Annotated in this window: 18 protein-coding genes and 1 riboswitch; of the genes, 7 read left to right on the top strand and 11 right to left on the bottom strand. The window is 68.6% G+C overall.

Features of this window, described 5'->3' with window-relative positions:
• Positions 1-18 precede the first annotated feature (18 nt).
• From OG474_RS17360 to OG474_RS17335, 6 genes are all read right to left on the bottom strand, one after another.
• Complete coding sequence (locus tag OG474_RS17360; protein WP_405063343.1) at positions 19-1365, bottom strand: purine-cytosine permease family protein; 1347 nt, start codon at positions 1363-1365, stop codon at positions 19-21.
• A riboswitch (TPP riboswitch) is annotated at positions 1353-1471 on the bottom strand. It overlaps the preceding gene by 13 nt.
• A 23-nt stretch (positions 1472-1494) precedes the next feature.
• Complete coding sequence (locus OG474_RS17355) at positions 1495-2157, bottom strand: alpha/beta fold hydrolase (protein ID WP_405063342.1); 663 nt, start codon at positions 2155-2157, stop codon at positions 1495-1497.
• Positions 2154-2969, bottom strand: a complete 816-nt coding sequence (locus OG474_RS17350; RefSeq protein ID WP_405063341.1) for a hypothetical protein — start codon at positions 2967-2969, stop codon at positions 2154-2156. Before OG474_RS17350 ends, OG474_RS17355 begins: the two co-directional genes overlap by 4 nt.
• A gap of 42 nt (positions 2970-3011) precedes the next feature.
• On the bottom strand, positions 3012-3788 hold the full coding sequence (locus OG474_RS17345) for a DUF3152 domain-containing protein (RefSeq protein ID WP_405063340.1): 777 nt from the start codon (positions 3786-3788) through the stop codon (positions 3012-3014).
• A 126-nt stretch (positions 3789-3914) separates the two neighbouring features.
• The gene (locus OG474_RS17340; protein WP_405063339.1) at positions 3915-5108 is read right to left on the bottom strand and encodes an ATP-binding protein; all 1194 of its coding nucleotides are present in this window, start codon (positions 5106-5108) and stop codon (positions 3915-3917) included.
• Positions 5109-5216: 108 nt separating this feature from the next.
• Positions 5217-5795, bottom strand: a complete 579-nt coding sequence (locus OG474_RS17335; protein WP_405063338.1) for a class I SAM-dependent methyltransferase — start codon at positions 5793-5795, stop codon at positions 5217-5219.
• Between the two features lie 16 nt (positions 5796-5811).
• On the opposite strand from OG474_RS17335, the gene OG474_RS17330 reads away from it, so the two are divergent.
• Positions 5812-6870: a GTP pyrophosphokinase family protein gene (locus OG474_RS17330; RefSeq protein ID WP_405063337.1), complete on the top strand. Its 1059-nt coding sequence runs from the start codon at positions 5812-5814 to the stop codon at positions 6868-6870.
• Here the strand turns inward: OG474_RS17330 and OG474_RS17325 are convergent.
• Together OG474_RS17325 and OG474_RS17320 are read right to left on the bottom strand one after the other, a co-directional pair.
• Positions 6857-8296, bottom strand: a complete 1440-nt coding sequence (locus tag OG474_RS17325) for an MFS transporter (RefSeq protein WP_405063336.1) — start codon at positions 8294-8296, stop codon at positions 6857-6859. The genes OG474_RS17330 and OG474_RS17325 overlap by 14 nt on opposite strands.
• A gap of 71 nt (positions 8297-8367) precedes the next feature.
• Positions 8368-12231, bottom strand: a complete 3864-nt coding sequence (locus OG474_RS17320; protein ID WP_405063335.1) for a S8 family peptidase — start codon at positions 12229-12231, stop codon at positions 8368-8370.
• 115 nt (positions 12232-12346) lie between these two features.
• Here OG474_RS17320 and OG474_RS17315 point away from each other — a divergent pair, with 115 nt between their 5' ends.
• The 4 genes from OG474_RS17315 (at position 12347) to OG474_RS17300 (ending at position 18809) form a co-directional block, all read left to right on the top strand.
• The gene (locus OG474_RS17315; protein WP_405063334.1) at positions 12347-13300 is read left to right on the top strand and encodes a helix-turn-helix domain-containing protein; all 954 of its coding nucleotides are present in this window, start codon (positions 12347-12349) and stop codon (positions 13298-13300) included.
• An 88-nt stretch (positions 13301-13388) separates the two neighbouring features.
• The gene (locus OG474_RS17310; protein WP_405063333.1) at positions 13389-15152 is read left to right on the top strand and encodes an ABC transporter ATP-binding protein; all 1764 of its coding nucleotides are present in this window, start codon (positions 13389-13391) and stop codon (positions 15150-15152) included.
• A complete protein-coding gene (locus OG474_RS17305) occupies positions 15149-16927 on the top strand; it encodes an ABC transporter ATP-binding protein (protein WP_405063332.1) in 1779 nt (592 codons plus the stop codon). The genes OG474_RS17310 and OG474_RS17305 overlap by 4 nt, the downstream gene beginning before the upstream one ends.
• Before the next feature lie 88 nt (positions 16928-17015).
• Entirely contained in the window at positions 17016-18809 is a 1794-nt protein-coding gene (locus OG474_RS17300) for an alpha/beta fold hydrolase (RefSeq protein ID WP_405063331.1), read from the top strand.
• On the opposite strand, the gene OG474_RS17295 is transcribed toward OG474_RS17300, so the two are convergent.
• From OG474_RS17295 to OG474_RS17285, 3 genes are all read right to left on the bottom strand, one after another.
• Complete coding sequence (locus OG474_RS17295; protein WP_405063330.1) at positions 18772-19698, bottom strand: LD-carboxypeptidase; 927 nt, start codon at positions 19696-19698, stop codon at positions 18772-18774. The two genes, OG474_RS17300 and OG474_RS17295, sit on opposite strands and share 38 nt — an antisense overlap.
• A 23-nt stretch (positions 19699-19721) precedes the next feature.
• Complete coding sequence (locus tag OG474_RS17290; protein WP_405063329.1) at positions 19722-23027, bottom strand: phosphodiester glycosidase family protein; 3306 nt, start codon at positions 23025-23027, stop codon at positions 19722-19724.
• An 84-nt stretch (positions 23028-23111) separates the two neighbouring features.
• Positions 23112-23435: a rhodanese-like domain-containing protein gene (locus OG474_RS17285; RefSeq protein WP_405063328.1), complete on the bottom strand. Its 324-nt coding sequence runs from the start codon at positions 23433-23435 to the stop codon at positions 23112-23114.
• A gap of 142 nt (positions 23436-23577) precedes the next feature.
• Between OG474_RS17285 and OG474_RS17280 the strand changes: the two genes are divergently transcribed.
• A complete protein-coding gene (locus tag OG474_RS17280; protein ID WP_405063327.1) occupies positions 23578-24522 on the top strand; it encodes a trypsin-like serine peptidase in 945 nt (314 codons plus the stop codon).
• 75 nt (positions 24523-24597) lie between these two features.
• Entirely contained in the window at positions 24598-25392 is a 795-nt protein-coding gene (locus OG474_RS17275; protein ID WP_405063326.1) for a hypothetical protein, read from the top strand.
• The last annotated feature ends 15 nt before the right edge of the window (positions 25393-25407 follow it).

Here is a 25407-nt window from a genome sequence, read left to right as displayed (position 1 = left end):
TATCCCGCGTGCCGCAGGTCAGTTGTCCACCGGTGTACGGGTCACGATCCGGCCGCGACCTACTTTGCCCAGCAGCACCGCGGCCACCATCGAGACCACGATGCTCGTGTACGTCGCTCCCAGCCAGCCCGGAACCGCGTGCCCGCCGAAGAGCTTGCCCTGGACATCGAGCCAGAACGGCGACCAGCCGGCGACCGTGCCCGGGTTGACGAGCTGGTAGGCCACGAACCCGATCAGCCATGCGACTGTCGGCTGCCAGCGGAACTTCGCCGTACCGGAGACGTCCCAGTTCATCTTGCTCACCAGGAAGAAGTCCGCGATCGCGACCGCGAAGAGCGGGATGAAGACCGAGCCGATGAGGTAGAGGAACTGCGTGTAGTTGCCCAGGTCAACCAAGAGCGCGAGGCCGGTGGCGAGGACGCCGATCGCGATCGAGATCCAGCGCCGGTCGACGTGCCCGATCAGGTTGTGCGCGGCCATCGTGGTCGAGTAGACGTTCGCGTAGGCCTCGTCGACCTCGTCCACGAGCAGCACGAACAAGGCGATCGCGCCGGCCGGCAAGGTGACGAGGGCGGTGATCACGTCCTCGCTGTTGGTCTGCAGAGTCGCGACGGCGAAGACACCCAAGGCGTAGTACAGGATCGCGGCCAGGCCGTAGCCGAGCGAGGAGCCGGCGAAGGCGGCCTTGTTGGTCTTCGAATGCCGCGTGTAGTCGGCGGCCAGCGGCGCGAACGAGACGACACCGGCGGCGGCGAGGTCGACGGCCGGCCAGAAGCCGAACACGCTGTCCTGCGGCAGGTCGTGCACCGGCTTGCTCAGCACCTGGACGAATAGGTAGACCGAGGCAATCAACACCAGCCAGACCATGAACTTGCGCAGCACCTTCACGCTGCCCAGCGGCCGGACCGCCATCGTGGTGGCGATGATGCCGGCCAGTACGACGAACAGCCAGCGCCAGCGCTCACTCGTCACCGCGACCGCGGCCTGCGAGATCACGATGATCTCCATCGTGGCCCAGCCGATGTTCTGCGCGATGTTCAGCACGGTCGGTGCCATCGAGCCGCGGCGACCGAAGAGGCCGCGCAGACTGGCCATCGCGGGCGCTCCGGTGTGCGAGCCGAAGACGGCCGCTCCGCCGAGCACCAGCGCGCCCATCCCGCACCCGACGACCACCGCCAGCAGGCCCTGCCACAGCGACCCCGTGTACGCCGCGACCAGGGCGCCGGTGACCGGGCCGAAGAGTGAGATGCCGAAGTTGCCCCAGAGGGTGAACTGGTCGAGGAACCCGAGCGTCCTCGGTGCGTCCGTGGTCAGGACGAGGGGAGCTTCTTCATTGTCAGCAGGACGAACCGCAGTGTCAGTCATCGCGTTCCCTACGCCGGCATTACCCGGTCAGGTTCAGGCGGTCGGCGACCCGGTCTCTAGTCGCCCTCTCAGCCCGCATTCGGTGCGAGCTCCCGCAGAGGTGTTTGCTACCGCGTCAACGATAACGCTTTACTCAGTTGACCGCGCAGCGGCTGCTCGGTGGATGAGCGCGGCCACCTCCGGACCGTTGGTCAGCACCGGCATGTGCGACCCGGTGGAGAGCGTCCGCGCCTCACCGTGCGTCAGCTTGGCCAGCTTGAGCGCCCAGTCGGCCGACGACAGGTGGTCGTGCTGTGAGCGCACGATCACCACCGGCGCCTTCACTCTGGTGATCACAGCAGCCAGGTCGTGCTTCCGGCAGGCAGCCGCGGCGCGGGCGATGGTCGGGAGTCCAGTGCGTGCGTACTGCGGTGCGAGGACCGGGACCAGCCGCGGTGACTCCGGTGCGGCGGACTCCAGCCACCGCATCCCCAGGTCCAGCCAGCTGGAGGCTTTCACGTCACCGCTCGGAGCGATCAGCACCAGTGCGTGGACCAGCTCGGGATGCGCGACGGCCAGCTCCACTGCGATCTGGGCGCCGGCGGAGTGCCCGACGAGCACGGAACGCTCGCGCACCTTCCGCTCCAGCAGTACGGCGAGGGCCGCGGGGTGCAGGTCCTCGCGGTCGCCGGCAGGTTCGCCGTACCCAGGCAGGGTGGCGACGAGGTAGGGCATCGACAGGTGCTCGACCGTCGGCGCGTAGGACTCCGGCCCGAGGCCGAGGCCCGGGACCAGGACTGCCGGAGTGCTCACTCCCAGGGCGCGCGGCCCGGTGCGGCCCGGACCACGGTGTCGGGGTCCGGCTTGAGCTCGCGGTAGCCGAGGAAGAGGCCGGCCGCGAGGATCAGCAGACCGAAGCCGCCCCAGGCGTAGGCCTTCGGCAGGCGATCCAGAGTGTCGTCGGCAGCACCCAGACCGGTCGTCAGCACCATCACCAGCCAGACGAGCAGCGGGATCAGCGAGGCCGCGACCAGCACGCCGCCCAGGATCTCGGACGTCTCCGGCTGGCGAGCGGCCTTGCGGCGAGCCAGCACGTCGCGCGCCCAGAGCGCCAGCGCGGCCACACCGACCAGGAGGATCAGCAGCTGGCCGAGTGCGTCGATCACGTCGGTGCGCAGCGGGTGGTTGAGCGTTGAGCCCGGTGCCTGGGTGATCTCCCGGATCGAGACCCGCTGGATCGAGATCACCATCAGCCCGTAGATCGCCGCGATCAGCGTCGCGAGCAGCACCACCTTCGCCGCGCGCGGGTCGCGACCGGCGAACGGCTCCTTGCGCCCGTACGTCGGGAAGTGGTCCGGATGCGGATCCACGGGCGCGCCGTACGGGTGTCCCGGCCGGTAGCTCGGCGGCTGTGCCGGATCGGTGGGCGGACCGCCGTACTGGCCCGGTTGGGAGCCGTAGTTCTGCGGGGGCGGCGCGTAGGGCGGGGGCACTGGCTGGCCGCCGTGACCGTACGTGCCACCGCCGTACGGCGTGGGTGGGGCGAGGTGCTGCTGTTCCTGCACCTCGTCCGGGCGCTCGGGCTCCGGTTCACGTCCGTACGTCGGGAAGTCCTGTGACGACATCGCTGCTCCCTCCCTGGGGGCTCAGCTTCTCACGGGACGTGGTCAGGTGGCCTTGATCGTCGGCCACGCGTTCGGCCGGCAGCCACCGAGTCCCTTGGTCTGCTGCATCATCACCGGCGCCGGCGTCTTCGCCTTCGCGCAGGTCGAGTGCCCGTGGCCGAGCGCGTGCCCGACCTCGTGGTTGACCAGATAGCTCCGGTACAGCGCGACATCCCCGCCGTACGCCGGGACTGCGTACATCCAGCGCTTCGCGTTCAGCACGACCCGGTCCTCGACCCGGCACGACACCTCACCACCGGTCTCGAGCGGCTTGCACAACTGGTCGGTCAGCGTCGGCGTCGCCACGATGATCCGCAGATCCACGTCGTCACCGTCGGACCGCTCGAAGCTCACCGGGTGCACCGCCTGCCACCCACGCGGATCCGTCAGCGTCTTGTGAATCGCCGCCGCCACCGCGGCCGGGTTCACCGAGACACCCTGCTCGATCTCCACCCGGTACGTCACCTTGTTCCGCCCACCGCCGGTGCTCGCGTTCGACCCCGGCACCACAGTCAGCTGCCCACTCGACACCGTCACATTCGGCTTCGCCCCCTTGGGCTGCCGCGTCAAGGTAGGTGCCGGACGCAACGGCGTCGTCAGATGCGTCGAAGGTGTAGGCACCACCACCGGCGTAACCGGCGCCTCCGGAACCCCATGAGCAACCGGAGTAGCTGCACCGGCAACAACCTCAGCAGCCAAACTCCGCCGCCCGGTCACATCCGGATGCACCACCATCACAGTCCCCAACACCGCCAACGCAGTCACCGAAAACCACTGCATCCGATGAGACCGTCGCCGGCTATGACGCCCACGCGCAGACACCCCAGCACGCTGGCCAGTCCGCCCGGTGGTCATGCCGATCCACCCTACAGACTCCCACCCCCTGCACAAAAGGGCAGCCGTGTCTCAGGCGGTTCGGGTGCGGAGGAACTTGCCGAAGTGGGGGACTGTGAAGGCTACGGTGCCTCGTTCGGCGGAGAAGACGAGGCCTTTTTTGATGAGGCCGTCTCGGGCTGGGGAGAGGGACTGGGGTTTGCGGTTGAGGGTGGTGGCTACTTCGGCGGTGGGGACGGAGCCGTCGTCGGCGGCTATGCCCAGCTCGGCCATGGCTCGCATGTACTCGCGTTCGGCGGGGGTGGCTCGTTCGTAGCGGGAGCCGAAGAAGCCGACGGTGAGTTCGGCGGAGGCTTCGGGGGCGGCTACGGCTACGTCCTTGATGGTGATGGGCGAGGTGGGGGCGTGGTCCCAGGTGACGTGGGCGAAGGCTTGGACGAAGTACGGGTAGCCGTCGGTCTGGGCGTAGAGCTCGTCCAGGGCTTCGGGGTCGTACTGCACGCCTTCGCTCTCGGCGGGGATCATCAGCGCGCGGTCGCAGGCTTCGCGGGCCAGGCGGTCGACGCGGACGTAGCGGAAGAGGCGTTCGGAGTAGGACTTGCTGGCGGACAGTACGGCGGGCAGGTGCGGAAGGCCGGCGCCGACGACCACCATGGGTGCGGACTGCTGGGAGATCTCGTGGCAGGCGGCACACAGCGCGGACAGGTCGTCGGCACTGATGTCCTGCATCTCGTCGATGAACAGTCCGACCCCGACCGACAGATCACCGGCCAGGTCAGCCGCATCGGTGAACAGCTCGATCAGATCCATCTCCAGATCACCGGAGTCGGCCCGGCCCTTCGCAGCGGCCACGTCGACCGGCGGATGCCACCGGATGCCCTTGCGGTCGCTCGCATCGGTCCGCAGCGCGAACGCCTTCAGTACGGCGCTGAACTGGTCGACCCGCTCGTCGTCGCGGTGCCGGTGCCCCAGCTCGCGCATGGCGGTGTGCAGCGCCTGGGCGATAGGGAGCCGGATGCTCTGGTCCGGCCGGGCCTCGATCTTCCCGGTGCCCCAGGCGCGTTTGATCGCCTGACTGCGCAGAGTGTTGAGCAGGACGGTCTTGCCGACCCCACGGAGTCCACTCAGCACCAGACTCCGCTCTGGCCTACCTGCGGCGACGCGTTCGAGCACCACCTCGAACTGCCGCACTTCGGTGTCGCGACCGGCCAGCTCAGGCGGGCGCTGACCGGCGCCGGGCGCATAGGGATTCCGGATCGGATCCATGCTGTCACTGTATGAGGCCGTCTAGCGTTTTCCGTAGATTGACCAATCAACAACCAGAGCGTGTCGCGAGCACTCTCTACAGCTTTCTAGCGTCAACACTAGATTTCCCTAGATGCGTCTAGCAACGATGTCGAACCGGTGCCAGTGCTTCGGCCCGCTCATCGCCCTCCCGTCGAGCTCCACCGACTTCAGTTCGAGCACGTCCCACTCGGCCAGCAGCTCCCGGACCTCGGCCTCGGTGTGCACGGTCAGCCCCGGCTCATCGGCCCAGGTGTCCCGCTCCCCCAGCAACTGCCCAGCGAAGATTCCACCCGGCCGCACCGCCCGAGTCACCACCGCCCACACCTCAGCGAATCGCTCCGGCGGCGCAAAGAACAGACTGAACCCAGCGTGCACGTAGTCGGCCGCCGGCGGTTGAGCCTCCCAGAGCTCGCTGCGCTCCAGCGTCAGCCCGGCCAGTCCGTCGGCACGGCGGGCCAGCTCCGCCAGGGCCGCCGTACTGGAGTCCACAGCGTGCACCTGCCACCCGCGCTGCAGCAGATCGAGCACCTCGTTCCCTGCCCCGAATCCGAGGTCCACAGCGGTCCCAACCTGGTCCACCAACTCGACTGTCCGCAGATAGAAAGGACGTGGCGCGTCCCCGGTGGTGAGCTCGACGTACGGCGTCCAGTCGCTGAAGTCCGGCATTCGTAGAGTTTCGCAGGTGTCGGTGACGCGTCAGGCGCACTATGGTGCGGGCATGGTTGGGCGGGTGGAGTGGGCTGAGCAGGCCGCAGCGTTGTACGAGCGGGTGCACCAGCAGTACGTCGGGGGCGCCCGCAAACTCGAGTCGCTAATCAATGAGCTGATCGGTGAGGAAGAGGGCATCAACTACCTCACCGCGACGGCCCGGGCCAAAGACCCCGAGTCTTTCCTGGCCAAGGCAGCCAAGCCGCATCCGGACGATCCGCACCGGCCCAAGTACGACGAGCCTCTCGACCAGATCACCGACCTGGTCGCGGCCCGGGTCATCACCTTCCTGGTCGAGGCAGTCGACCGCGTGTGCGAGGTGATCGAGGAAGAGTTCGAGATCGTCGAGCACACCGACATGGGCGCGCACACTCGCGCGCAGGGCGTGTTCGGCTATGCCAGCAAGCACTATCTGGTCCGGCTGAACGCGCATCGGCGCGAGCTGCCGGAGTACGCCGTACTGAAGAACCTGACGATGGAGATCCAGGTCCGGACCGCGGTTCAGCACGCATGGGCCGAGTTCGAGCACGACATCCGCTACAAGCTGGACATCCCGCCGGACCGCAAGCCGGAGTTCGACCGGCGGTTCCTGCTGGCCGCTGCGTTGATGGAGCTGGCCGACAACGAGTTCACCGAGATCGACCGGCTCTACCGTGAGCTGGCGGCCGCCGCTCCGGACAAGTCGCCACGGGACCTCAACACACCGACCCTGACGACGTACCTGACCCGTCGCTACCCGGACGCCCCGCACGCCAAGACGAATCACTACGCGTGGATCCTGGGCATCCTGGCCCGCCTCGGTGTCACCACCGAGGAAGAGCTGACCGACCTGCTCACCGGGATCGACAGCTTCGCCGTCCAGGCAGCCATGACGCATCGGTTCCCAGCCGGCACGGTACGGCGGTTGGACGACGACCTGCTCGCTGCGCGCGGGACGGCGTACATCGATCTGTTCCCGGACGAGGAGCGCCGGCAGAAGATCCTGCGCGGGCGACTGAAGGCACTCGGCCGCGCTGGGATCACCGAGGCTTGACGAGGTCCTCGGCGACTGCGGCGGCAGTACGTTGAGCCCAGGCACCTGTGGTGATCAGACCGAGTGCGAGCACCGCCAGCCCACATCCGGCGATCAGGTACCAGTACAGCCGCGCGGCCGACACGAACCCGCTCTCGAGCGGTCCGACGAGCCGTGCCGCCAGAACCGTGCCTGCGATCGCCACACCAAGCGACGCGCCCACCTGACGGCTGGTGGACGCCACGGCCGCCGCAACACCGCCCTGCTCGCGGGGCATCCCGGAGACAGCCGCATTGGTGATGGGCGGGTTCAGCATGCCGAATCCGATCCCGAACACCAGATAGCCGACCGCCAGCACCACAGCGGTGGTCGATGTGGTCAGCCGGGACAGGATCAGCCCAGAGGCGGCCAGCATCGTTCCGGCCACCACTAGCGGCAGTCGCGGCCCCCGGTGTCCAACCAGCCAGCCAGAGATCGGTGCGACCACCACCGTCACCGCCGCCATCGGCAACGTCAACAGTCCGGCGTGCAAGGCGGAGTACCCGCGCACTGACTGCAGATAGAGCGAGTTGAGGAACAGGAAACCAGACAGCGCCGAGAACCCGACCACTGCGATCAACGTGGCTCCCGAGAACGGCGCACTGCGGAAGAACCGTAGGTCCAGCAGCGGCTGGTCCCTGCGCTGCTCATAAAGCACCAGCGTCACCAGAGCGACCAGAGTCAGCCCGAAGCACCCAAGGATCAGCGGCGACGTCCATCCGGCCTCACGCCCCTCGATGATCCCGTAGACCAGCCCACCGAGCAGCAGGACAACCAGCACCTGCCCGACCGGATCGATGCGCCGCGGCACCAGCGACCGGGACTCCGGCACGAACAGCGCAGCCAGTACGACGGCCAGCACCGTCACCGGTACGTTGATCCAGAAGATGAACCGCCACCCGACGCTGTCGACCAGCGCACCGCCCACCACCGGGCCGATCGCCATGCTCAGGCCGACCACGCCACCCCAGACCCCGATCGCCTGCGCGCGCTCCCGGGGATCGGTGAAGGTGTTGGTGATGATCGACATCGCCACCGGGTTCAGCATCGAGCCACCGACCGCCTGCAGCATCCGGAACGCGATCAGCAGCTCCACCGTCGGCGCGAAGCCGCACAGCAGCGAGCCGATTCCGAACAGCACCAGACCGACCTGGAACGTCCGGCGCCGGCCCACCCGGTCAGCGGTCGACCCGGACACCATCAGCAACGAGGCCAGCACCAGCGTGTAGGCATCGACCGTCCACTGCAGCTCGGTCACCGAAGCGCCCAGCTCGGACCGGATCGCCGGCAGCGCCAGATTCACGATCGTGGAGTCGAGCCCCACGATGAACAGGCTGCAACAGCAGATCCCCAGCACCAGCAGCCGCCGCCTGCGACCCAACCCACCCTCGACCATCTGCGGAGTCATCGGTCCCGAATCTACTCCGGTCCCCCATCACGGCCGGATGTCCGCCGCCCCGCGGACACCCGGCCGCGTCCTCAGCGGACGCCGACGATGTCGTCGATCGTCTGCGAGATCGTGTTGCCCTTCCGGTCCTTCGCCTCGACCCGCAGCGACACAGTCTGCGACCCGCGCGGCGGAACGAACAGAGCCTGGTAGACGCTCCCCAGATTGACCCCAGCGACCACCTTCCACGTCTTGCCGGCGTCATAGCTCGCACTGACCCGGACCGACGCGAACTGCGCCGACTGTGGGTCGGCCGTGCGCTCGTAGTACGGCCTGATCTGAAGCGGGACCAGTCCGCGGACCTTGTTGCTCTGGTCGGTCGGCGCGGAGTACCGCAGGTACAACAGCTGTTGCGGCGCGCACGGCAGCGCGGGATTCGCCGGCCAGGCCTGGTAGCAGGTCGAGTTCCCCAGGTTCGACTTGTCGACGTGTTGCGAGCCGAAGGTCCATTCGGTGTGCTGTTTCGCGCCGTACCGGTAGAGGTCCGCCGCGTTGCTCGACAGATCCGAGTCGAGCACCAGCTTGTACCGTCCGGCGGCCGACGGCAGCGTGAACGTCGGGAAGGCGGAGTCCGCCCCCGGAATCTCCTGGCCGTCGCGGTAGAGCTTGGCCCGCGTGCCCTCCACCAGCAGGGACGGAATCACCAACGGGTCCGGGTTCGCGAACTGCGGAACCACGACGAGCCGGTCCCCGTCCCGGCACGCGAAGCAGAAGCCCATGTGGGTCAGGTTCGTCGCGGCCGGCGGTACGTCGGCCGGTCCGGTACCGCGAGGTGCGCCGAACCACCGTTCGTCCGGCATCGGGCCAGGCCGCAGGATCAACCGGCGTTCCTCCATCGAGGTCACCCGCATGTCAGTGGTGGCCGATCTGATCCATTGCTGGCCAGGTTTGATCGGTCCGAAGTATTCGTCACGGGTCTGCGGTTGTCCGGGCAGCATGGTGGGCCAGGTGAAGAGTGTCGGCTCCAGCGAACGGTCCAGGCGCTGGCCGACGTTCTCCCGGAAGCCGAACTGACCGAAGCTCCATTCCGGGGTGTAGCTGGTCCGGATCTTCGCCAGCTCGCTGTCCCGCACCCGGAAGTCCAGGGCTTCCGGAATGCGGCCTACGACACTTGTCGCCAGGTGGTAGACCACAGGTGAGTTCGGTACGCCCTTCAACGTCACCGTGACCGGTCCATGCTCCAGAAGCTCGCGGAGCCGGACCCCCTCCGGCTTGTCGATGTCAGCGATAGGCAGCTTCGTGGGCGGTGGGAAGCGTCCGTAGAGCCCGCACTCGCCCAACTCCTGGAGCACTCCGAGCGCACCGGCCTTCTCGAGCGCGATGACATCGTCCGGCAACAGCTCGCAGCTGTAGCCACCGTGTCCCCACGTGTACGACATCAGTACGAGCTTGCCGCGGACCTTCGCCAGCTCATCCGGATCGAGCGACGCCCCCACGTCGACGAGCGGCAGCTTGCGGTGCGTCCCGTCGAAGCGCGGGTCGTAGGTGCCGTAGTCGCGGTAGTTCGGCCGCATCGACGTACCGCGACCGTTGGCGGAGTCGACAGTCAGCTGGACCCGCGGTACGCCGCGAGTGGCGTCGAACTTGACGTGGAACGTGCCGGTCGTGACGGCCGGAGTCGGTGTCATCAGCTGCGTACCGCCGTCGTACTGGCTGAACGGCATCGTCTCGGTGAGCCAGTTCTTGCCGTCGGTGGTGGCCCGGCGGGCGATGTAGCCACCAGCCATCGGTTGGGTCGGGGTGTCGGTCGTCATCCGGAACGGCACCGCGTCCTTGTCGTCGAACGCGACCGTGGTCGGCCCACGGACGTCCAGCTCGGGCGCCGCGTAATAGACCTGTTGGAGTGCCCTGCCCTCCGGCAGCCGGTCATGGTCGGCCGTGACGGACCACCGCCCCGGCGGCAGCTCCAGGGTCAGCGACGCGCTCATCAGGTCCGGCGCCAGCCGGGCGTAGTTCAACGCGAGGATGGGTGCGTCCGAGTCGTCGAGGTTGAGCGCGCTGACCGTAGCGCTGAAATAGACCGGCGCGCTGAACTTCATCTCGACCTGCACCGGGAAGGTCTTCGCAGTCTTGCGCAGTGCGACCGGAGTGCGCAGCTGGACGCCAGGAGCGGTCGCTACGACGGCTCCGGACAGATAGCCCGCGCTCAGCTGACCGGCATGCATCGTCACGTCCGCAGTGGCCGTCGCGTGCGCCGGTACGACGACCTGCGGCGGAACGGAGACCGCCGTACTCGTCCCGGCCGTCGCGAGACCCAGAGTGACGTCAGCCGCGGAGTCGTTGCGATAGCTGATCTGCTTCACCAGGTCGCCGGTCTCGGTGTCGAGGATCCGGCCGTAGTCCACGCCTGACGTCGTGGCGACCACCTGCTGGCTGATGGCCCGCGCGATGTCGACGCGCCCGGCACCCTGCTGGAAGACGGTGTACTTGTCGTCCTTGCTCGTGCTCATCAGTACGGCCTTGAGCTGCGCCGCGCTCCAGTCCGGATGCTCCTGCGCCAGGATCGCCGCCGCACCGGCCACATGCGGCGTGGCCATCGACGTACCGGAGGCGCTGGTGTAGCTGCTGTCCACCGGACTGCCCATCGACGTCCCCGTGGCGCGAGCGGCCACGATGTCCGAGCCAGGACCAGCGATGTCCGGCTTGCTGATGTGATCGGGGTACAGCAGCGGACCAAGGCTCGAGTACGGCGCCAACTGATCGCTCTTGTCCACCGCCGCGACCGTCAGTGCCGACCCCGCGGCTCCAGGACTGCCGACCGTCGAGGCGCCGGCCTGGCCGCTGTTGCCGGCCGCGACGACGAACAGGGCGCCGGTCTCCGCGGTCAGCCGGTTCACTGCGATGATGGAGGGGTCCTGCGACTCATCTGCCCGGAGATCGCCGCCGAGGCTGAGGTTGATCACCCGGGCACCCTGGGCGGCGGCCCATTCCATGCCGGCGATGACATCGGACTCCGCGCCGGTACCGCTGTGGTCGAGCACCTTGCCGACCATGAGGTCCACCTTGGGCGCTACCCCCTGATACTTGCCTCCCGAGGCCGCACCGGAGCCGGTGATGATCGAGGCGACATGCGTGCCGTGGCCGTAGCCGTCGCTGAGGTCAGGGTCCGCGGAGAAGTTCCGCGACGCCGTCACCCGGCCCTTGAGGTCCGGATGGTTCGCGTCGATACCGGTGTCGAGGACGGCGACCTTCACACCCTTTCCGTCGTACCCCGCAGCCCAGGCCTGCGGCGCGCCGATCATCGGCACACTGCGGTCGAGCGTGGCGTGCACCTTGCGGTCGAGCCACACCTTGCTGACGCTGCTCCCGAAGGACCGTGCCGCCGCCTGCCCACGCTGCGGTGCCTTCGCACCGGCAACAGCCGTCCAGAAGGCCGACGCCTGGCTCTTCGGCACGTCTGCCGCGGTCGCATGCAGGCTGGCCAGCTCCCTCGTCGGTGCCACTCCCGGTACGGCGTCCGCCGTGCTGCGCACCTTCGCGGCGGGCACGGTCGAGCTGAGCTGGGTGATCAACGGCAGCTGTTGGGTCGAGTCGTCGGCGAACCCGTTGTCGACCAGGTATCCGATGTCGAACAGCGTCTCGTCGAGGACACCGGCAGCCACGAACGGTGCGGCGTCCTGCGGGAGCGCGAGCCGGCGGTTCTTCGACTCGACCAGCTTGATCGCCGCCTGGAACCCACCCGGCCGCGGCGTTGTCGTGATCTGGGTGGTCCCATCGGGTTCGGGAGTCAGCGTGACCTTGTCACCGGTGACGAGGGTGACCGTGGTCGGCCGCTGCACGCGCGGCAGACCATCGCTGGGCGCGGGTGGCGGCGGTGCGGCCTGAGCGGTCACCACGGACAACGCACCGGCTACCAGTGACAGACCGAGAAGGGCGGACAGAGCTGGGCGGGACATGGGCGGCTCCTGACGACCGGGGTACCAGGAGCGTCACCGAGAACACGGAACGCTGTAAAGACATTCACAACGACCGGTCTAGGCCAATGGCTGGTATCGGTCATAGCCTGTAGCAGTGCTGGAGAGCCTCGGGATCGACGCCGCCCAGGAGGAGCTGTACGAGCACGTCCTGACTCGTCCGGGCCGGAAAGCCGACGACCTGCCGGCGTCACCGGCGGCACTGGACGAGTTGGTCGCGATGCGGTTGCTGCGGTGCCTCGACGGCCGCTACTCCGCCGTACCGCCCGAACTCGCGCTGCAGCACTTCCTCGACGACCGGCGGCTCGAACTGGAGCGCGCGGCGGCCCGGGTGCACGAACTGGAGCGGTTGCACCGGGCAACGCCGGATCCGGCCGGGCAGGTGCCGATCCAGATCGTCCCCGGCGACGAGGCACCGATGTTCCAGGCAGCGATCTATGCGTCCCTTCGGCACCAGCTCCGCGCGTTCGAGACTCCGCCGTACGGCAAGCGGATCCTGCCGGCCGACGCCGAGCCGGCGGCGGACGCCATCCATCGCGGTGTCCGGCATCGGATCGTCTACAGCCGGCAGGCGATCGAGGAGCAGGGACTGGAGATTCTTCGGGTCACCCTGCCGATCGGGGAGGAGGCCCGCGTCGTCGGCGCGGTACCGATGCGGCTGGCCATTTTCGACGACACCGTCGCCACGATGCCGATCCGGACCGGGCGGCCGGTCACCGAGGGGATCCTGGTGGTCCGGCCGAGCGCGTTGCTGGACGCTCTGATCGCGCTGTTCGAGCAGGTGTGGTCAACGGCGTTACCGCTCAACCCCGATCTCCGCGACGAGTTGGACCCGGAGGACGACCGGACCCTGATCGCACTCCTCGCGGCCGGTATGGGCGACCAGGCGATCGCCCGCCAGCTCGGGATCAGCCTGCGGACCGTCGGCAGGCGAGTACAGCGGGTGCAGAACAGCCTGAACGCCGCCACCCGCTTCCAGGCCGGGGTCGCGGTCGGCTTGTCGCGCCAGGCCGGTGGCGAGTCGCCGGACCACCCCTCGAAAAGGGTTTGACGGACTGTCGGAGGGCACGTCTACGGTTGATGTATTCGCCTGGTCAGGTGCCCTTATTACCCCACTATGCCTTCGTCTGTGAGACGTCATGTCCCTGCGCCTCATTCCGTTCGCCGACCCAGGTGTGCCAGACACCCGGTCCGGTCTCCGACTCATTCTCTGGCTCGAGCACCAGCAGCTGCGCGGTCAAGCGTTCGCGATCCTCTGGGGCTTGATCTTCTTCGGCGGGATCGCCGCCGCTCCGATCGCGGTCGGCCTCGCCGTCCAGGCGGTGATCGACCGGTCCTGGCCGAAACTGATCCTCGCCGGTGCGCTGCTGCTCGTCTTCGGCGCGGCCAAAGCCGGTGCGGACTCGTTCTTCCACCGCGCCGTGGTCTCCAACTGGATCAGTACGGCGGCGCGCCTGCAGCAGCTGCTGATGCGCAAGGCGTCGGAGCTGGGCTCGCTGCTCACCCGGCGGATCGCGGCCGGCGAGGTGGTGGCGGTGAGCGCCGGCGATGTCGAGAAGATCGGCTGGTTCGTCGAGGTGCTCGGCCGCTTCACCGCTGCCCTGCTCACCTCGTTCGCGGTGGTCATCGGCCTGCTGTTCTACGAGCCGCAGCTCGGTCTCGTCGTAGCGATCGCCGTTCCGGTGCTGGCGTTCTCGGTCGTGCCGCTGATGGGCCCGGCGGAGCGGCGTGCGGACGAGCAGCGCGCCAAAGGCGGCCGTGCGACCGAGCTGGCGGCAGACACCGTGGCCGGTCTGCGCGTGCTGCGCGGCATCGGCGGTGAGCAGCTGTTCCTGGAGCGCTACCGCGCTGCCTCGCAGGAGTATCGCGCCAGTGCGGTTCGCAGCGCCCGGATGTGGTCGCTGATCGCCGCGCTGCAGGTTCTGTTGTTCGGCCTGTTCCTGGTGCTGATCGTGTGGCTGGGTGTGCGGATGGTGGCGGCCGGCCAGATCACAGTCGGCGAGCTCGTCACGACGTACGGGTTCATCACCTTCATGATGGTGCCGCTGCACACGTTCGAGGAGACCGCGAGCGCGTTCATCTTCTCGAAGGTGTCCGCCAAGCGGGCTGCACGGGTGCTGTCGCTGCAGCGCACCGACGACACCATGGGCACGGCTGCGGCCCAGCTGCCTGACGGCGACCTGTTCGACCCGGTCTCCGGCATGCACGTGCCGGCTGGCTCCTTCACCGCTGTGGTGTCCGGCGATCCGGACGCGGGCGGTCTGCTGGCCGACCGGCTGGGTGGCCACAGTCCGACGGCCGAGCCGGATGAGGCGTCGGTGCAGCTGGACGGTGTCGGATTGGACGACCTGCCGCTGGATTCGGCCCGCACTGTCGTGCTCGTGCAGGACAAGGACCCGGTGCTGCTGTCCGGCACGGTGCGCGACCTGTTCGACGTACCGTCCAGTGGTTCGGTCTCTCCGGAGACGGCGCTGGAGGCCGCGCAGTGTGCGGACATCCTCGACGTACTGCGTCAGACCTTGCCTGCTGGTGAGACCGACGCGATGCAGGCGGTGCTGACCGAGCGCGGTCGATCGCTGTCCGGTGGGCAGCGGCAGCGTGTGGCACTGGCCAGGTCGCTGTACGTCGATCCGCAGGTGCTGGTGCTCGACGAGCCGACCAGTGCGGTCGACGCGCACACCGAGGCCCGGATCGCTGACGGACTGCGCCTGCTGAGGGCCGGACGGACCACTGTGGTGTTCACGTCCAGCCCGCTGATGCTGGACCGCGCGGAGCGGGTGGTGTTCGTGCCGGATGGGCGCGTCGACGCTGTCGGCACGCACCACGAGCTGGTGCACACCAATCCGCGGTATCGCGCGGTCGTAACCCGTGAAGAAGAGCCAACTCTCGAGGAGTCGGTGTGAAGCCCCCTCTGTACGACCCGGCGGCGCCACAGGAAGTGGTCCGGCTGCCGGTGGCAGGTAGCGCGACTGTTCGCGCCTACCTGAAGACGCTGTTCCGCCGGCACCGCCGTGCGTTCGGCTGGTTGACCGCTGTGAACGCGGTCGCGGCGCTGAGCGGCATGGTCGGGCCCTGGCTGCTCGGCAACGTGGTGGAGAAGCTGTCCCAAGGTCAGAAGGACGTCGATCTGCCGTATGTCGTGCTGGGCTTCACCATCGCCCTGCTGGTGCAGACGGTGTTCGTCCGCCTGACCAGACTGCGTGGCGCGGTGCTCGGTGAGGAGATGCTCGCGGATCTGCGCGAGGACTTCCTGGTCCGGGCTGTCGGCCTGCCGCCGGGTGTGCTGGAGCGCGCCGGGACCGGTGACCTGCTGTCCCGGATCACCACGGACATCGATCGGCTCTCGCATGCCATGCGCGACGCCGTACCGCAGCTGACCATTGCTGTGCTCTGGGCCGGCCTGCTGATCGGCGCACTGATCGTCACCGCGCCGCCGCTGGCGGTGGCAGTGGTGATCGCAGCACCGATCCTGATCGTCGGCGGTCGCTGGTACTTCCGTCGGGCGCCGCAGGCGTACCGGTCGGAGGCCGCCGGGTACGCCGCGGTCGCGTCGGCGCTGGCCGAGACCGTGGACGCCGGCCGGACCATCGAGTCGCACCGGCTCGGTGCCCGCCGGATCGCGCTGGGCGACACCCGGATCGGGCAGTGGGTCGCCTGGGAGCGGTACACGCTCTACCTGCGGATGATCCTGTTCCCGGTGATCAACATGACCCACACGGTCGCGCTGGCGGCCGTGCTGGTCATCGGTGGCGGGTTCGCGCTGCAGGGCTGGATGACCGTCGGTGCGCTCACCACGAGCGCGCTGTACATCCAGATGCTGGTCGAGCCGGTCAACATGATGCTCCGCTGGTACGACGAGCTCCAGGTGGCGCAGGTATCCTTGGCCCGCCTGGTCGGTGTCCGCGAGATCGAGACCGAGCAGTCCGGTGCCGAGCGCGAGCCGGAGGGCCGGACTGTGCTGGCCGACGAGGTGCGCTTCGGCTATCTGGAGGGGCGCGACGTGCTGCACGGCGTCACGCTCACCGTCCAGCCCGGAGCGCGCGTGGCGCTGGTCGGCCCGTCCGGTGCGGGGAAATCGACCCTGGGCCGGCTGCTGGCCGGGATCTACTCACCGCGGGTCGGTGACATCACCCTGGGTGGTGCGGCCCTCGACAAGATGTCGGCCGAGCAGGTACGCAGTCACGTGGCCCTGGTCAACCAGGAGCACCACGTGTTCGTCGGCAGCGTCCGCGACAACCTGCGGCTGGCTCGGACCGAGGCGACCGATGCGGACCTGTGGGCGGCACTGCGCTCGGTGGACGCCGACGGCTGGGTCGCCGGGTTCGACGACGGCCTGGACACCGAGGTGGGTTCCGGTGGGGTCACCCTGACGCCGGCGCAGGCTCAGCAGGTCGCATTGGCCCGGCTGGTGCTGGCCGACCCGCACACGCTGGTCCTGGACGAGGCGACCTCGTTGATGGACCCGCGGGCCGCTCGGCACCTGGAGCGGTCACTGGCCGGTGTCCTCGAGGGCAGGACTGTCGTAGCCATCGCGCACCGCTTGCACACCGCGCACGACGCGGACGTGATCGCGGTGGTCGAGGACGGCAGGATTGTCGAGCTGGGCGGTCACGACGAACTGGTCGATGCCCAGGGCCCCTATGCCGCGCTCTGGCACTCCTGGCACGGCGACCGCTAACTGATTGCAGGCTGCACCGTTGATTGATTGCATCAAGTGGCAGGCCCAGCGTCTGCCACTTGCCCTGCATCACATGTGAGGATGAAGTGTGCTGACGACGTTGCTCTCGCTGCCCGCTGCCATGGCCCTCGATGTCGACAACGAGGGCAGGATGCTCGTCCTGTACGACGGGACCGGTGTCCGCCAGGTCAACGAGATCACGCCGGACGGTGACTGGCGCCCGCTCACCGACCTCGCTGACAGCTGCCGGGGCGCACGGTTCGTGCCGGACAGCCGGCTGGTGGTCGTCGAGCACGACACCGGCGGGAACGAGCGGGGTCAGCTCTCACTTCTCGACCTCGACGAGCCCGGGCTGCCCGCGATGACCCCGCTCGTGCACGACCTCGCCTACCTCCATCACCTGGTCGCCGCGAAGCCCGACCGGGTGCTCTACACGACCAACCGGCGCAACCGGGTCGACTTCGACCTGATCTCCCGCGACCTCGCCAGCAGCGTGGACACCGTGCTGTACGACGGCGGTGGCTGGGTCATGGGCGTCAGCCCGTCTCCGGACGACCAGTGGGTCGTGTTGGTGGTGGCCAGCGTCCCGGCGAACTCTTTCCAGCTTCTGCTGGTCGAGACTGCCACTCAGACGGTCACCGCGGTCACCGCGGCCGATGCGCAGAACGACCAGGGCCAGGTGTCCTGGTTGCCGGACTCGTCCGCCTTCGTGGTGTCGACCGACGCGGACCGGGACCGGAAGGCCTTACGCCGCTACGAGTTGAGCACGGCGACGTGGAGCGACGTACTGGTGGACGATGCGCGCGACCTGGCCGCATGGGTGTCGCCGGACGGTGAGCAGCTGCTGGTGGCCGTTGTCGATGACGGTGAGGTGTCGCTGGCGACGCACCGGCTGTCCGACGGCTCGGAGCTCAAGCGCCTGGACCTGCCGGCCGGAGGCTGCGCAGCGCTCACCATGGTGACCCCCGATCCGATCTGGTCCCCGGACGGATCGTTCGCCGCGCTCACGTACAGCTCCCCGTCCACACCGCCGACGGTTCACCGGTATGTCCCGGCCACCGGCGAAGTGGTGGCCGTGACGGCTCCTGGGATGCCTGAGGTGCCGAAGCTGACGCTGCCGGAGAGCCTGCGGGTGCCGTCGTTCGACGGTGAGCAGGTGCCGGTCTTCGTCTTCCGGCCGACCGGACCTGACCTGGGATCGACCGTGCTACACATCCACGGTGGGCCCGAGGCCGCGGCGATGCGCATCTGGCAGCCGGTGATCACGGCCCTGGCCGCCGAGGGCCACACGGTGATCGTGCCGAACGTGCGCGGCTCAGGGGCGTACGGCAAGCGCTGGTACTCGCTGGACGACCGCCAGCTGCGCCTGGACTCGGTGAAGGACCTGGCCGCGATCCACGCCTGGCTGCCGACGATCGGCGCCGACCAGAGCCGCGCCGTCCTGTGGGGCGGCTCGTACGGCGGCTACATGGTGCTGGCCGGTCTCGCGTTCCAGCCCGAGCTGTGGGCAGCCGGCGTGGACATCGTCGGGATCGCCTCGCTGGTGACCTTCCTCGAGAACACCTCCTCCTACCGCCGCGCGACGCGTGAGCGCGAGTACGGCTATCTGGCGACCGAGCGCGAGTTCCTGGAGTCCGCGAGCCCCCTCAGCCGGGTCGACGACATCCGGGCGCCGCTGTTCGTCATCCACGGCGCCAACGACCCGCGGGTGCCGCTGTCCGAGGCAGAGCAGATCAGTGCGGCCCTGGAGCAGCGCGGGGTGGCGTGTGAGCTGGCCGTGTACCCAGATGAGGGCCACGGGCTGGCCAAGCTGAAGAACAAGCTGGACGCCTACCCGCGGGCCTTCAGCTTCCTACGGCAGCACCTGGCCACAGCGGAGTGAGTGTCCCGGCTGCCGCGTCCAACCGGACCGGCAGCCCCAGCGGTACGGCGAGGTTCAGGTCCTCGTGGCCGACCGCGCCGCCTTCCACCATGGGAACGCCGAGTGGCTCAAGGCGCTCCCGTACGACGTCTGCCGCGAGCCCCTGGTCGTCGGACTCGCTGAAGTCGCCGACCACGATCCCGGTCACCTGATCGAACCAGCCGGACCTCAGTAGCTGGGTGAGCATCCGGTCGATGCGATAACCCTGCTCACTCACGTCCTCCAGTACGACGACGCCGGACGGTGCCGCGTACGTCGGCGTACCGATGCTGGTGGCGAGCAGTGCGAGGTTTCCACCGCGCAGTGCGCCTTCCGCGACCCCACCAACGACAGTGCGCGCACCACGCGGCGCCAGCAGGTCGGTCACGCTGGCCGGCTCAAACAGCAGGTCGTGAAGTCGCCGGCGTCCCTCCTCAACTCCCAACTGCTCAACAGCAGCAGCCATCGGCCCGTGGACAGTCACCAGGCCGCGGGCGTTCAGCGGCTCATGCAGTGCAGTGATGTCGCTGAACCCGACGAACCACTTAGGCACTGCGGCCAGCTCGTCGAAGTCGACCGCCTCCAGCATCCGCTGCACGCCGTACCCACCACGCCCGCAGAACACCGCAGCAAACCGTTCGTCCAGCCACGCGTCCCGCAAGTCAGCAGCCCGCGCCTTGTCCTCAGCAGCCAGGTAGGCGAACCGCTCATGCCCAGCCAGCACCGAAGGCATCACCTCAACCTCGAGCCCCCACTCCCTGAGGTACTCGAGCCCGATGTCGAGTCGCTCCGCCCGAATCCGCCCAGACGGCGCCACCACAGCAATCCGGTCCCCAGCTCGCAACGGACGCGGAACGATCGGTTCAGTCACTGTGCAGACGCTACTGGAAGCGGCTACCAAGTGACTTTCACCGTTGCTGAGGTGCTGACCCCGTTGACAGTGACTGCGAGCTCGGCGGTGCCGGGGCGGAGGGCGGTGAGGGTGCCGGTTGCTGGGTCGTACGACGCGACGGCCCAGAAGGGGGCGGTGGCCGCGGGGCCGACGTGGAGTTGGAGGGTGGCTTGCCAGTCGGCCGACACCGGGAAGCTGACTGGGACTCGGCGGCCGTCCTGTACGACGGTCGCGGAGGCGGGGGCGGTAGCGCCGCGGCGGAGGGTCGTCGGGGCGGTCAGCTCGAGGGTGTCCACGTGCGGGCGGAGTTCGAGCTTCAGCCAGTCACTCCCCTGGCCGACGCCCGCGAGGGCCCAGCCGGTGAAGCCGCCGGCATCCGGCGCCGCGGCCGGGCTCTTCCCGGAGTTGCCGGTGAGCGGGAGCAGGACGCCGTCGGTGCGAGTGGCGGCGAAGGTGCCGGCGTGGGCGGCCATGTACGCGGCGCCCTTGCCAGTGGCTGCGCGGAAGTCGGCCAGCCACTTCACGATCAGCGCGGCTTCCTTCCGGTCACCGAGCTGGGAGTTCTGCGTCGGTGAGGGGTCGTCGATCGGGTGATGCGCCATCACGACCACGTTCCGGATCGACTTGTTCCGGGCCGCGTCGTCCAGTTGCGCGCGCAGGTCGAGGATCTGCGCGAACCCACCGGCCCGCAGCGAACCGAGCGACGAGTCCCGCAGTACGAAGCGGGTGCCCTTGTGGTCGAAGGTGCTGGTCGGCGCCCCGAAGACCTTGGTCCACTCGGACAGGTCGCCCGGCCCGTAGCTCTCGTGGTTGCCCGGCACGTAGTGCACCGGCACCTTTCCCGCGACCTCCTCGTCGAGGATCCGCTTGGCCAGCGCGATGTCCGGACCGAACGCCCGGTCGACGAAGTCGCCGTTGATCACCAGGAAGTCCGGGTGCTGCGCGAGCGCCTCCCGGATCGTCCGCCGAGCCTGCTTCACGTAGTCGGAGTTCGGGTCGTCGGCGGTGAACTGCGCATCCGACATCACCGCGAACCGCCAGCGCCCGCCGCCCGTGGCGGTCCCATCGGTGACCACCATCGGGTCGACGACCTTGGCCGGCGGCGCCGGGTTGACCGGCGGCGCGCTGCGGACGGTCAAATCATCGATCACGATCCGCCCGGCGTACTGGCGCGTCGGCACCGTCTCGACGACGTAGATCCGCCAGAACCGCAGCGGCATCGTCAGCCCGGCCGGGATACTCGCCTCGACGTACTTCCAGCCGACCCAGTCGACCGCCGCCGCGAGATTCAGCGTCTGCGCCGATCCACCGGCACCGTCGTACGCGTTGGCTCGCAACCACGCGCCCTTGCCGTCGCCGTACACCCAGGCGCCGAGCTTCTGCGGCTGGCCGGGCAGCGTCTGCTGCGGGGTCTGCGCCAGGTACGCCGCGCGCGTCGCCGTACTGCCCGTGAGCGAGTAGTCGAGCGCGATCGCCTGCCCACCGTCGTGACCTTCCGCCGCGGACCGCGAGGCGGTCGCCGCCCCAGCCGGTACGGCGTTGGCCGCCCACTTGCTCACATCGTCCAGCTCGTCCACGACCGTACTGGCCAGCCCGGCCGTGACGCTCAGCTGCGTACTCAGCTTGCCGACCGTCGCGGTCACCACGGCCGATACGGCATCGTTGCTCAGGGCCTTCACTTCGAATCCATTGCCCTTAGCAACCACCTTCAGAACCGCCGGATCGTAGCTCAGCTTGACGTCCCGCGGCTCGATCCACGTCGAGAACCCGTCCGCGTCGTACCCGTCGATCTCGAAGAAGCCCTGCGCCGCGGAATCCGCCAGCGATACCTGCCTGCTCGAAGGGGCCAGCCGGACCGGCGCACCGAGCACCGTCATGGGAAACCTCCCGTTCGCCGTCCCCCGGGCCGCGCTGACCACCACATCCCCGGCCCGCCGCCCAGTCACCACGCCATGCTGATCCACGCGGACGTTGCTGCCCCCGAACCAGTACGGCGTACCGGCTGCCGGCGCGAAGGTCTCGTCGTGGCCGGTCGCCGTCAGCACGCGACTGAGCCCGCTGAGCACCCGGGAGCTGGGGGACAGATCGGCGTCCGCATCCTCGGCCGCCGTACCAACTGCCTCGATCCGGAAGCCCTTGAGCCGACCGGACCCCTTGACCGGCACCAGGCCGAGCCCGTTCGGCACCACCCTCTCGCCACCGTCGGACGGGTCGTTCACGACCGACGGCGCAGCGTCGCCAGGTGTGCGGGCAAGCATCGTCGACGATCCGCCGCCGTCGAGGTTCAGCGCGTCATCGGCTCCGAGGCCGATCATCAGCTGACCCATCTCCTTCAGCGACAGCCCGCGCGATCCGGTCGCGCGACCGTCCACGGTCAGCAGGATCATCCGCCGACCGCTCGCGTCGAACCCGATCGCGGTCCGTGGCGCCAGGTCGGCATCCGGTACGTCGGCCGGCACCGAACCGTCCTTGGCCAGCTGCACGTTCCCGCTGATCCCGACCGCGACCTTCGACGCGTCCGGTCGCAGGCCGTACTCGACATCGACCTGCTCGCCGACCTCGAACGCGGTCAGCGCCTCGGCCCCAGCCTCGCGACCGATCAGAGCCTGCTCGTTCGGCGCCAGCGCCGTCGTACCGGGTGCTGCCGCCGAGGAGACGACCACGCCGTCGCGGAGGATCACCTCGCGGACGGTCGGCAGGCCGTCGACGGTCCGGGCGCGCGCGACGTCGCCCCACTCGGGGGTGTAGAGACCGATACCGCCGGAGTCGACGGACGGTGAGTTCAGGTTGGTCAGCGCGAGCTTCACGGCGTCGTCGTCGGTCGCCGTGCCCTGCAGGAAGAGCTGGGCGATCCGGCCGAGGCCGTTCTTGCCGATGACGGCGGTGTCGTTGTGGCCGGCCGCCGGCGCGTTGATCAGCCGGCCGCCCTGCTCGACTCCGACGCCGAGCGGCGCGGTCGTGTCGTTGATGTCGAAGAAGTCGCCGTTGACGCCGGCGATCGCACCCTTCCGGGCCAGCTGCTGACTCAGCGGCGCACCGCCGGAGACCTTGCCGGTGCTGACGTAATCGACCGTCACCCCGTGCTTGTCGAGGTCGGTGGTCAGGAGGTCGCCGCGCAACCAGCCCTTGGGGTCGAGCCGCTCGAACGAGGTGTACGTGACACCGGGCGCGACCGGGGAGTCCGCGCGGCTGGTGACCACGCCGTCGCCGGCCAGCCCTGGATCAGCAGCGTGGGCCGGGGCGAGGGCGATACCGGCGAGCAGCGTGCCGACAGCGAGCGCCGTACAGGCAGGACGGACGAGCGGCACAGGAGCCTCCCCTGGGTAGATACCGGTGACAAAGTAACGTCACCGGCACCCAAGTGGAAGCTTTTCTTCCCGAACAGCAGGTGATCAGTCGGTGCTGACCGGCTTGCCCTGGGTCTGCCAGGCGTGCATCCCGCCGTCCAGGTTGATCGCCTCCCGGCCGACCGAGTTCAGGAACTGGGTCGCCATCCCGGAGCGGCCGCCGACCGCGCAGACGCAGAGGATCTTCTGGTCGTTCGGCACCTCGCCGACCCGCTCCTGCAGGTCACCGAGCGGAATATGAATGGCGCCCTCGATGTGTCCGCGGGCCCATTCGTCGGGCTCGCGCACGTCGAGAACGAAGGCCTCCGCGAGCAGCTCGTCGTCGAGCTCGGCCACCACGACCGAAGGGATCTGCTGATTCTGGGACATGCCCCTGATGATGTCAGATCTCACAATGGTTCACAGACGAGCCGTTGAATAATGAGAGCGCTTCCTTTGTACTGGGCGTGACCGGGCCTGCGAGAGCAGTGACCGGTCGGACTCTGTTTCCGCCCCGATAGAGGAGTCGTCCATGCGTAACCCCATGCCCAGATTCGCCCGGCTACTGGTCGCCGGCGTTCTGATCAGCGCCTGCGCGGTGGCCACCGCGGCCGCCGCGCCGCCCACCACTCCGGCTGCTGCCCCCGAGGCTGCGACCACCTCGATCCAGGCGCCGCTCAACAAGGCTGACTACTGGACCGCCGAGAAGATGGCCAACGCCATTCCGTACGACCTGGCACCCGATGCCAAGGGCACCCAGGGCAACGCTGTGAACAACACCAGCGGTGTCGCTTCGCACCCGGTCCTGCCGAAGGGCAACGTCACCAACGCCGACCCGGTCCCGAGCACCGCCGGCAAGCTGTTCTTCACCATCGGCAGCGCCAACTACGTCTGCTCGGCGGCGACGATCAACAACAACTACAAGAACCTGATCATCACCGCCGGCCACTGCGTACACAGCGGCCAAGGCGGCGCGTGGCACGCGAACTTCCGGTTCGCTCCCGCCTACTACAACGGCGAATCCGGCTACGGCTCCTACAACTGGAGCAACGTCCGGACCTTCAACTCGTGGATCAACAACAGCGACTTCAGCCACGACCAGGCGTTCATCACGCTGCAGAAACGCAACAACGTCAACGTCGTCGACGCCGTCGGCGGCAACGGCCTCGTCTGGGGCAACGGCCGCGCCCAGGCCAACACCCGCATCTGGGGCTGGCCGGCCGAGCCCCCGTACAACGGCCAGGTCCCCTACTACTGCGACGGCAACACCTACGCCTGGGGCTCGACCGACGCCGCCCTCACCTGCGGCATGAACGGCGGCGCCAGCGGCGGTCCCTGGATGAAGGACCGCATCAACGCCAACGTCGGCTACGTCTTCGCCGAAACCTCCCGCCGCACCACCAGCGGCACGCCGACGCTGCTCGCGACACCGAACTCCGGTGACGTGAAGACCATGTTCGACCTGATGACAACGTAGTACCTATCCGATCGGCTGGTCGCTCCGAAGCAGGTTCATCAGGAGCAGACCAGCCGACCTCGGGAGGTGCCGCGGATGACCGTCCTACGAAGTCGCTGGACGCGTCGCGCGGTAGTCCTGAGCGGCATGCTCGCTGGTAGCGCGGCTGCCCTGATCCTCTCGTCCTCCCACGCCGCCGCCGCACCGGACAACTCCGGTACGGCGGCGCACGTGCAGCAGGTGGATGTCGTCCGTGACGTGGTGCGCCCGATCGTGAAACCCGTGATGCACGACGTCGTCCGCCCCACCGTCAAACCAGTTGTGCGCGATGTAGTGCGGCCGCTGGTTCGTGACGTGGTCCGGCCTGTACTGCGGCCGATAGTGGACGACGTGGTGCGCCCGATCGTCAAACCGGTCGTGCACAAGGTGGTTCGTCCGCTGGTGAAGCCCGTCCCTCCCAAGCCGGTGCTCGAGCTGGCGACCCAGCAGGTCTCGAGATCTGCCACCACCACAACAGCACCGCCGGTCGCACGTAAATCGACGCAGGCCGTCGCTGTTCGACACAGCGCCCGACCCGTTGCTCCCAGCATCATTCGGCCGGCCGCGCAGCACGCCGTACCGGCTGCTGTGCACATCGCTCAACCGAGCCCAGCGCCCCAGGTTCTGGGCGTCCACTCCGGCTCGCTTCCCAAGCCGGCTCCGCAGCATCCCGGTGTGCCCGACGGGACGGCTCAGCTGACCTCGTCGAGCTCCGGCACGAACGGCTCCAAGAAGTACGCCGTACTTCCGCAGCCGATCGATCAGCGCTTCGGCCTGACCGGTGCCGTGGTCCGGACCTCGGCACCGCTCGGCCCGCGTCCCACCGACCGCCCGGGGACGACCCCCGACTGATCGCTTCCGTTTCAG

Source organism: Kribbella sp. NBC_01505, from assembly GCF_045040285.1.
GTDB lineage: Bacteria > Actinomycetota > Actinomycetes > Propionibacteriales > Kribbellaceae > Kribbella.
The sequence above is the reverse complement of the archived record's forward strand: the minus strand, read 5'-3'. Positions and strand labels throughout refer to the sequence as shown.

What these genes read in the sequence shown, in the direction of transcription:
- OG474_RS17360 (WP_405063343.1), bottom strand. Translation starts at nt 1,365, where the DNA reads ATGACTGACACTGCGGTTCGTCCTGCTGACAATGAAGAAGCTCCCCTC.
- OG474_RS17350 (WP_405063341.1), bottom strand. Translation starts at nt 2,969, where the DNA reads ATGTCGTCACAGGACTTCCCGACGTACGGACGTGAACCGGAGCCCGAG.
- OG474_RS17345 (WP_405063340.1), bottom strand. Translation starts at nt 3,788, where the DNA reads ATGCAGTGGTTTTCGGTGACTGCGTTGGCGGTGTTGGGGACTGTGATG.
- OG474_RS17340 (WP_405063339.1), bottom strand. Translation starts at nt 5,108, where the DNA reads ATGGATCCGATCCGGAATCCCTATGCGCCCGGCGCCGGTCAGCGCCCG.
- OG474_RS17335 (WP_405063338.1), bottom strand. Translation starts at nt 5,795, where the DNA reads ATGCCGGACTTCAGCGACTGGACGCCGTACGTCGAGCTCACCACCGGG.
- OG474_RS17325 (WP_405063336.1), bottom strand. Translation starts at nt 8,296, where the DNA reads ATGACTCCGCAGATGGTCGAGGGTGGGTTGGGTCGCAGGCGGCGGCTG.
- OG474_RS17320 (WP_405063335.1), bottom strand. Translation starts at nt 12,231, where the DNA reads ATGTCCCGCCCAGCTCTGTCCGCCCTTCTCGGTCTGTCACTGGTAGCC.
- OG474_RS17310 (WP_405063333.1), top strand. Translation starts at nt 13,389, where the DNA reads ATGTCCCTGCGCCTCATTCCGTTCGCCGACCCAGGTGTGCCAGACACC.
- OG474_RS17285 (WP_405063328.1), bottom strand. Translation starts at nt 23,435, where the DNA reads ATGTCCCAGAATCAGCAGATCCCTTCGGTCGTGGTGGCCGAGCTCGAC.
- OG474_RS17280 (WP_405063327.1), top strand. Translation starts at nt 23,578, where the DNA reads ATGCGTAACCCCATGCCCAGATTCGCCCGGCTACTGGTCGCCGGCGTT.
- OG474_RS17275 (WP_405063326.1), top strand. Translation starts at nt 24,598, where the DNA reads ATGACCGTCCTACGAAGTCGCTGGACGCGTCGCGCGGTAGTCCTGAGC.